At 73.3% G+C, this 8,587-nt stretch carries 7 protein-coding genes and 1 pseudogene; 4 read left to right on the top strand and 4 right to left on the bottom strand.

What is annotated here, in order from left to right:
- Both D471_RS41710 and D471_RS39415 read left to right on the top strand, forming a co-directional pair.
- Positions 1–1,223, top strand: a pseudogene (locus tag D471_RS41710) (molybdopterin dinucleotide binding domain-containing protein); the annotation flags it as partial.
- A gap of 688 nt (positions 1,224–1,911) precedes the next feature.
- Positions 1,912–2,295 carry a hypothetical protein gene (locus D471_RS39415; RefSeq protein WP_152486267.1) on the top strand — a complete coding sequence of 128 codons (384 nt, stop codon included), beginning with the start codon at positions 1,912–1,914 and terminating at the stop codon, positions 2,293–2,295.
- Positions 2,296–2,363: 68 nt separating this feature from the next.
- Here D471_RS39415 and D471_RS0110765 read toward each other — a convergent pair whose 3' ends face one another.
- From D471_RS0110765 to D471_RS0110755, 3 genes are all read right to left on the bottom strand, one after another.
- Positions 2,364–4,571, bottom strand: coding sequence for a PrsW family glutamic-type intramembrane protease (locus D471_RS0110765; RefSeq protein ID WP_017598628.1), 2,208 nt, complete (start codon positions 4,569–4,571; stop codon positions 2,364–2,366).
- Between the two features lie 181 nt (positions 4,572–4,752).
- Positions 4,753–6,039 (bottom strand): methyltransferase family protein, encoded by a 1,287-nt coding sequence (locus D471_RS0110760; RefSeq protein ID WP_017598627.1) that lies wholly within the window; start codon positions 6,037–6,039, stop codon positions 4,753–4,755.
- Positions 6,036–7,013: a hypothetical protein gene (locus D471_RS0110755; protein WP_051059147.1), complete on the bottom strand. Its 978-nt coding sequence runs from the start codon at positions 7,011–7,013 to the stop codon at positions 6,036–6,038. Before D471_RS0110755 ends, D471_RS0110760 begins: the two co-directional genes overlap by 4 nt.
- Before the next feature lie 72 nt (positions 7,014–7,085).
- Between D471_RS0110755 and D471_RS0110750 the strand changes: the two genes are divergently transcribed.
- Entirely contained in the window at positions 7,086–7,769 is a 684-nt protein-coding gene (locus D471_RS0110750; RefSeq protein ID WP_017598625.1) for a TetR/AcrR family transcriptional regulator, read from the top strand.
- A complete protein-coding gene (locus D471_RS0110745; protein WP_017598624.1) occupies positions 7,766–8,251 on the top strand; it encodes an NUDIX hydrolase in 486 nt (161 codons plus the stop codon). Before D471_RS0110750 ends, D471_RS0110745 begins: the two co-directional genes overlap by 4 nt.
- 50 nt (positions 8,252–8,301) lie before the next feature.
- On the opposite strand, the gene D471_RS33810 is transcribed toward D471_RS0110745, so the two are convergent.
- Positions 8,302–8,587 (bottom strand): ADP-dependent NAD(P)H-hydrate dehydratase (locus D471_RS33810; protein WP_040689174.1); only part of this gene is annotated, 286 nt, incomplete at its 5' end.

Here is an 8,587-nt window from a genome sequence, read left to right as displayed (position 1 = left end):
GTACGGCTCCATGGGCAGCTACGGGGGCGGGGCGACGCCACTGGGGCTGCCGCGCCTGCCGCAGGGCGACAACCCGGTGGACTCGTTCATCCCGGTGGCGCGGGTCGCGGACATGCTGCTGCACCCGGGCGGCGCCTACCGGTACGACGGGGCCGAACGGCGCTACCCGCACGTGCGGCTCGTGTACTGGGCGGGCGGCAACCCCTTCCACCACCACCAGGACCTCACGCGGCTGAGCAGGGCGTTCGGCCGGGCGGAGACCGTGGTGGTGCACGAGACGCACTGGACGGCGACGGCGCGCCACGCCGACATCGTGATCCCGGCGACGACCGTCCTGGAGCGCGACGACCTGACCGCGAGCCAGGGCGACCTGACCGTCAGGGCGATGCCGCGCGCGGTGCCGCCGCACGGTGAGGCGCGCGACGAGTACGACACCTACGCCGACCTGGCCGAGCGGCTGGGCGTGCGCGAGGAGTTCACCGAGGGCCGGACGAGCGGGGAGTGGCTGCGGCACATCTACGGGCGCTGGCGGTCGATGGCGGCCCGCCGGGGGCTGGAGGTGCCCGACTTCGACGCGTTCTGGGCGCGGGGACGGGTGGAGATCCCGGGCCGGGTGGAGGACGAGGCGCTGCTCGGTGAGTTCCGCGAGGATCCGGAGGGGCGGCCGCTGCGGACGCCGAGCGGCCGGATCGAGCTGTACTCGGAGACGATCGCGTCCTTCGGGTACGAGGACTGCCCCGGGCACCCGGTGTGGCTGCCGGGCCCGGCGGTGGANCGCCACACGGCCGCTCGTGCTGCTCGCCAACCAGCCGAGCGGGCGGCTGCACAGCCAGCAGGACATGGGGGCGCACAGCCGGTCGCAGAAGGTCCGGGACCGCGCGCCGCTGCGGATGCACCCGGACGACGCCCGGGCCGCCGGGGTCGCCGACGGAGACGTGGTGCGGGTGGTCGGCGCGCGCGGCTCGTGCCTGGCCGGACTGGTGGTGAGCGACGCGCTCCGGCCGGGGGTGGCGCAGCTGTCGACGGGCGCGTGGTTCGACCCGTCGGCGGACGGGGCGACCTGCGCGCACGGCAACCCGAACGCGCTGACCGAGGACGTGGGGACGTCGTCGCTGTCCCAGGCGTGCACGGGGCAGCTGACCCGGGTGCGGGTGGAGCCGTTCACCGGCCCGCTGCCCCCGGTGCGGGCCTTCGATCCGCCGCGGGGCGTCACCCCGGCCTGACCTCGCACGCTCCGGTTCAGCCGGGCCGTGAGGGCTCGGCGATTCGTTGCGCGGCCCTTGGTCCACAGGTCGGGACTCCGGCCTGGCACACAGCGGAGCGGCGCGGTTTCCTTGATATAGGGAGACGCTCACGTCGCCAGTTCCGGCATGCCCGGCCCCGCCCGCGAGAACCTCAGGAGTGCGGGCGGAACCGGACGGCGCGCGGCGTCACGTCGACAGAGTCACCATGGGGCCGGGCATCGTGCCGCCTACCGGAGGGCCGGCATGACCTCCTTGACGAACGGTTCGAGGGACTTTCGCCTCTCCTCTAAAATTGTGGAATCGGCAACATCGACTGAGGGTACAAAATATCCCGCCAGGCGCAGAGGATCATCACGAGCCAAGTCGAGGAGAAGGGGATCTCCTGGAGAAGGAACGGGAGGGGCATGCCGCAGAATTCTCCACACACCGCCCAAGACAAGAGCTACCACTGGCACGGAACACTAGCGCCAGCGGACAACGGCGACAGAATCCAATGTGAAGATATTCTGATATTTCGAGTCAATGTTGCAGGAAATTCTGGCGATGGCATCATCGCTTGGCCCGCTGGCGTCCGGGTCGAACAGTGAACCAGAAGCGAAGCGCAGACGCCGTCAGGAAGTTGGCGGAGGATATCCCCCGCCAACTCGGGAGTCCTCGCACATCCAGGTTGACCGTCACGGAACTGGAAAATGTCAATGCCTTTATCATTGAAAGCGGACTCGAACCCGGCTCCACCCTTCGTCTGGGGTCCAACAGCGCTTCCTGGGGAGGCGGTGAGCCGGGCGTGCTGGTCGGCCTCTCCCTTGACCCCGGGGGATCAGGGTCCATGGTGAGACTTCCGAACTCCCTGCCGGACGCCGAATCGATCAGGATGCTCGCGGACCAGCTTCAGGAGGAGGTTCTGGAAAGCACCCACGGCGATCCGGTGCCCACCTGCCCGGGACACCCCCATCCCGCCAAACCCGATGTGGTGGACGGTGTTCCTTCCTGGGTGTGCCCGAGGGGCGGCCGCGACATCCGCCCGATCATCGCGTCGGAGTCTGTTGAATGACGGCGTGGCCTCACGTCAGTGAGGTCACCAGGACGGGACCGCACGCTCGAAGTCGGCGTCGCCGCGCGTCACCGCACCAGCAGCCGGTCCACCCGCCTCGGCAGCGCCATCCCGGCCAGGCCGACCAGGGCGTACCCCACCTGCCCTGGTGCCAGCATCCCCAGCACGACCCCCGTGTTGGCGCCGGGCGCGCGCAGGAACGCGCCCATCCTCGGGTGAACGTAGGGCACCCCGTTGCCCGACACCAGCAGCGTCACCACCGCGACCAGCGACAGCGCCGCCCACACGGTCCCGCCCGCGTCGAGACCGCCCAGCCACGTCTGCGCCCGATCCAGCGCCAGCAGCGCGTACGCCGCCCCGTCGGTCCCGTCCCCCGCCTCCGGGGTCCCGGAGAACAGCGACATCCCCGCCACCACGGGCGACGCCGCGAACAGCGCGCCCGCCGCGCGGGCACCGGTCACACCGCCGGTCGCGGACAGCCCGAGCCGGGCGGCCAGTTCCCGGACACCTCGCGTCAGCTCCTCCTGGTCGGGGTACCGACGCCAGGCCCGCCCCTCGGACCTGGCCTCGCCCATCGCGTTCGCGCGGCGCCACCGCAGGAACCGCCAGGTGTCGCACAGCGCCGTCGGCCCCCGCCGGGCGGCGATGGCGGACACGGCCAGTTCGTGCGCGATGGACGACACCGTCGTGGCGAGGGTGACCGGCAGGTCCACCCACGAGAGCGCGACGCGCCGGAACAGCGGCGCGATGTCGGCCGGGACCCGGACCCGCATCGCGATCGAACGCCCCCAGGCCCAGCGCCGCAGCCGGGGCAGGGGCGGCTGGCCGGGCAGCGCGGGGGTGCTCTCGGCGGCGGTGCCGATCATCCGGTAGTCCATGGCGACGGCGCACGCCAGCGCGAGCAGGAGCAGCCACGGGGTGAGGACCCCGCCGCCGAGCAGGCCGTGGACGACGTCCGTGGCCGGGTGCAGTGCGGCCCCGGCGAGCACCGCGTTGAGGTTGAGGTGGTCCAGGAGGGCGACCGCCAGTGCCACGGGAGGCAGCAGCCAGAGCCACGCGCCGTACCGGCGTCCGACGACCGCCAGTCCGAGGACGGCCCCGACCAGACCAGTGGTCACGGCGTGCCCGGCGAAGACCGCGAGGACGGTCCCGTCCGGCGCGGTGACCGTGGTGCCTCCGGGCAGCAGGACCCCGTCGTCGGCGGAGACGTCGGCGGCGCCGAGGGCGACCTCGGTGAGCAGGCGTTCGGCCAGTTGGAAACCCGCTCCGGAGGCGGCGGCCAGCAGCAGGAGGTCGACCGCGGCCAGGCGGCGGGCGCGGCGCCGCGCGACCAACGCGAACAGCAGCAGCGGGACGAGCTTGCCGAGCTCCTCGACGGGCACCGCGACGTAGGCGTAGCCGACCACGCCGTAGGGCTCGGCCCCCAGGAGCCGGAGGAGGGCGGCCTCGGCGGCGGCGATCGGCCAGAGCAGGGCCGCGCCGACGGCGGCCATCCGCAGCAGGTCGGCGAAGGAGACCGTGCGGGAGCGGGCGAGCCAGGACAGCTGGAAGAGCAGGAGGAAGGCGGCGACCAGGGTCGGGATCGCGGCGTCCAGTCCGGGGACGGCCAGGGGCGCGGCGAGCAGCACGACGAGCACGGCCCACCCCCAGGCGCCCCGCAGGGCGCGCAGGGCGCGGACGGTGCGCGGTGAGCGCTCTCGGGCCCTCGCGAACCCGCGTGCGACGCGTTCGGCCAGGTCGGGCCCGGGCACGCGGGGAGCCTTGGTGTGCCTGGCGCCGGGGGCGACGCAGCCGTAGAGCTGGGCGGCGCGGGTGAGCTGGACACCGCCGTCGGCTCTGGCTCGGGCGGCGAAGGCGGTGCGGGCCTGGGGGATGTCGGCGCCCACGAGTTCGCGGACGAAGTCGGCGGGGCCCGCGGCGACGGTGAGTTCGTCGGCCGCGACCAGGACGGCGGCGGAGAAGTCCTCGACACAGACGAGGAAGTCGGTGGGGTGGGGTCCCCAACCGCGGATGAGGTCGATGAGGGTGTCGGTGTCGAGGGGGACCTCGGTGACGGCGTCGTAGGAGAACTCGGCCCGGGTGCGGCAGACCAGGAGCCGGGACACCCCCATGGCGCGGCCCGCGGAGACGATCGCGCGGATGAGGTTGCGGTCGCGGGGCACCACGAACGGGGTCGTCACCTTGCCTCCGGCCCTGATCCAGTGGGGATCGAGCTCGGTGGCTCCGGCACAGACGCGCAGAACGAGGTCGCGCGCGAGCATGGCCTGTTCTTCCATGGGTGTCCTCGTGCCGTACCAGGGGGCGGTCCGGACCTCCCGCGCCGTGGAGGCGGGGCGGCCCGGACCGAGCATAACGGCGCGGTGCGTGGGGCGCGTCACGCGGCCTCTCACCCTCGGGGACCGCTACGCGACGCCCCGTGCACCGGCCCGGCCCGCTCAGCGCGCCGTTCCGAACGGCTCAGGCCGGGGCGGGCAGTTCGGATCCGCCCCGATCGGCACGCGGGGCGCGGGCCGGGTGCGGTCCGGCCCCGAAGGCGTCGCCGCACAGTTGGACGAGGTGCCGCACCCCGGGAAGGTCGATCGCCCACCCGGTGAGCGCCCAGCCGAGGTTGAGGTGCTCCAACGCCCTGGCCAACGCGGAGACCCCGCTCCAGCGCAACCCGTCCGGGGTCTCATAGGTGAGGCGGTACAGCACGTCGGGGTGCTCGGCGGCGGGGCGGATGTCGAGGGCGATCGGTGACCGGACGGTGAACCAGCGGGCGAGGGTCAGGCACAGCGCGCAGTTCGCGTCGACGTGGAGCACGCCCCTGGTCCTGCCCGGCCATGGCCGCCACCGGGGCAGCCAGGGCCGCACCCGTGACCGGTAGGCGGCCCAGTCCGCTCCGAAGCGCTCGCGCAGCTGGGCGCCCTCGTGCCAGGCGGCCACACCGACGGAGTAGACCGCCGCCGACACCGCCAGGAGCAGGACGAGGGGTTCGCGCAGCAGGACGGCGAGGAGGAGGTGGACGACGACCAGCGACGTCTGCATGGGGTTGCGCACGAAGGCGTAGGGGCCGCTGGTGACCAGACGTTCCGGGGGGTCGTACGGGAGCGGGGTCCCTCCGCCCACCCGGGCGAACTCCCGCGCGGCGGCGAGGCCGGGCAGCCCCGCCAGGAGGAGGAGTTGGGCGCCCGCGAGGGCCTCCGGGCCGGACGGGACCTCCGGCCCCAGCACGAGGATCGGCAGAGCCACCATGAGCCCGCCCGCCAGGGTGGCCTGGGTCCACACGCGGGCGTGGACGAGCTGGCCGTTCCGGGTCCAGTAGGCGAGCAGGAGCGCCGGGATGAGGGTCACGGTGGCTCCGGTCAGCTCCCCGGCCAGCCAGAAGGTGCCCAGGTCGATGACCGGGTCGGCCAACGGCATGAGGATCACGTCGATCCAGACCAGCAGGCCGGCCAGGAGCGGGACCGGCAGGAGGCGCAGCAGCAGCGCGGGGAGCGCGCCCCACAGCACCACCCAGGCGAGCAGGAGGTCGAGGGGGATGCCGCGCCACTCGGCCCCGTCGGTGTGGAAGGTCCACCAGCCCGTGTGCGGGGCGTACAGGTTGAGCGGGACGAGGGTGAGCAGGGACCATGCGCTGGCCACGATCACCGCGGCGGTCTCGCGCCGGCGGGGGGCGCGCCACAGGCACAGCCCGGTGAACAGCAGCAGGGGGACGAACAGGCCGAGGCCCCGGACGAGCCCGGCGTGGAGTTCTGGGCTCATCGGTCTCCCTCCGTCGCGGAGGCCGCGAAGGTGTCGGCGAGGTAGGTGGCGGCCAGGTCGGTCGCGTAGGACTGGAGCGGCCCGAAGTACCATGAGGGCTCGTAGGTGCGTTCGAAGTCGATCGCCCAGGACAGCCGGGTCCCGTCGCCCTCCGCCGTCCACACGGCCTCGGCCCGGCGCATGTCCATCCACCGGGCGAACGCGGTGTCCTCGGTCACCTCGAAGACGACGCGTCCGCCGTCGGACCGCACGTCGCTCTCGACGACCACCAGCTCCATGTGCTGGTCGACCCACTCGGCGCCGATCCCCAGCGACCGCGCCCGGGTGAAGGTGACGGTCCTGGTGTCGCCGACCGCCAACCCCGCACCCTCCGCCCCGACCGGCTCGGGGAAGGGGACCGCGCGTAGGAGGAGGGCGTCCGGGGAGCCGTAGTCGGGCGGTGCGGCGAGGGCCGCGGCGACCGCGTCGGGGGCCGCGTCGACCAAAACCTCCCCCTCGCCCCGGTCGTCGGCGGGCAGGAGGCCGACCCCGCCCACGCCCTCCAGCGTCAGGCCGAAGAGCAGCGGTACGGCGAACAGGGCGTGTCGGGCCGCGGGGCCGTCCCGTCGGATCGCCACGCACACCCAGGCGACGAGCGCGACGACGCCGTAGATCAGCGGCGCGGCGATGACCAGGCACACCAGGCCCTCTCCGAGCAGCGGACCGGACAGTGCCAGGAGGACGGTGGTGGCCGCCATCGCGACGCCGACGGCTGTGCACGGCCGGGCGGTACACACGACCAGCAGGGCGATGACGGCGGGAAGGCCGACGTAGAACAGCGCGGTCTGGTCCAGGCGCCCCCAGTGGGTGACGCGCAGGAGGAGCAGCAGGGCGAAGAGCACCAGGAGGAGCAGCGCCAAACGGGCGCGTGCGGGGGACGGGGGGCGGTGGGGTTCCTCGGGCACGGAAGGCTCGCTCTCCCTTGATTCGGCCATATGGTTAAACCACTCGTTTTAATCACTCGATTAAACCGTATGATGAATCCATCGCGAATCGCAAGGAGGGTCATGGCCAAGGGCGGCGGCGGACGCAGGACCAGCGAGGAGACCAAGGAGCGACTCCTGGTCGCGGCCGGTGCGGTCCTGCGCGAGGAGGGGTACGCGGGGGCGTCGGCGCGGGCGATCGCGGCGCGTGCGGAGGCCAACTCGGCGTTGGTCTTCTACCACTTCGGCGGGGTCGACCAACTGCTGCTCGCCGCGCTGGACCGGTCGAGCGCCGAGCGGTTGGCCATGTACCGGGAGCTGACCGCCCCCGCGCGCACCCTGGAGGAACTCGTGGCGGCGGCGACCCGGATCTACCGCACCGACCTGGAACGCGGCTACATCACCGAGTTCTCCGAGCTGGTGGCGGCCGCCGTCACCAAACCGGAGCTGCGCGGGGAGATCAAGGAACGCGCCGAGCCCTGGATCGCCTTCATCGAGCAGGAGTGGGAGCGGGTGCTCGGGGGGTCGCCGCTGGCCAGGCTGGTGCCCGCCCGGGAGGTGGCCTACGGGGCGATCACCTTCTACCTCGGGGTGAACCTGTTCTCGGTCCTGGACGAGGACCACTCCCGCACGGAGGCGGTGTTCGACCTGGCCGCCCAGCTGGCCCCGCGCGCCAAGCTGCTCACGCTCCGGCTGCCCCGGCGCGGCGCGCGCGGCGGCGACGTAGGCTTGCCGGTCGACGACGAGGTCACCGAGGAGGACGCGTGAACGATATCGAGGTGGCGCCGGGGATCGAGTTCCCGGACACGTCCGACGGACGGACCTGGGTCGCGGGCGCGGTGATCGCCGACCCCTCGGGCCGGGTCTTCGCCCAGCGCCGCTCCCCCACCCGCAAGGTGTTCCCGCACTGCTGGGACATCGTCGGCGGCCACGTCGAACCGGGCGAGACCATGCTGGAAGGGCTGGCCCGCGAGGTCGAGGAGGAGACCGGCTGGCGCCTGACCGGGGTGCTCGCCGAACTGTTCTCCCTCGACTGGGACCCCGGCGACGGCGTCACCCGCCGCGAGATCGACTACCTGGTCCGGGTGGAGGGCGACCTGTCCGCGCCACGGCTGGAGCCCGGCAAGCACACCGAGTTCCTGTGGGTGGACGACTCCACCGTCCACGTGCTGCGCGACGAGCGCGACCCCGGCGACTACTTCATCACCGACATCGTGCGGCGCGGTCTCGACACGGCCCGGAGGGGCTGACCCTCCCCGGGCTCGAACCGGTCCGCCGGGCCCGCGACCGGCGCGCCGTGTCAGGCGCCCCGCCTCGCCTCCGCGGTGGCGAGCGGCAGGCCGTCCAGCAGGTCCGAGGCGCTGACCGGCGCCCCGCCCCGGGCCAGGACGGCCGCGCGCCCGTGCAGGTACGCACCGCACATCGCGGCCTCGTAGGCGGGCAGCCCGCCGGCCAGCAGCGCACCGATCGCCCCGGCCAGCACGTCGCCGGAACCGGCCGTGGCCAACAGAGGGGTCCCCGTCGGGTTGGCCAGCACGGGGAGGCCGGGCTGTGCGACGAGGGTGGTCGACCCCTTGAGCAGGACC

The sequence above is a fragment of the Nocardiopsis lucentensis DSM 44048 genome (assembly GCF_000341125.1).
Classification (GTDB): Bacteria; Actinomycetota; Actinomycetes; order Streptosporangiales; family Streptosporangiaceae; genus Nocardiopsis; species Nocardiopsis lucentensis.
The sequence above is the reverse complement of the archived record's forward strand: the minus strand, read 5'-3'. Positions and strand labels throughout refer to the sequence as shown.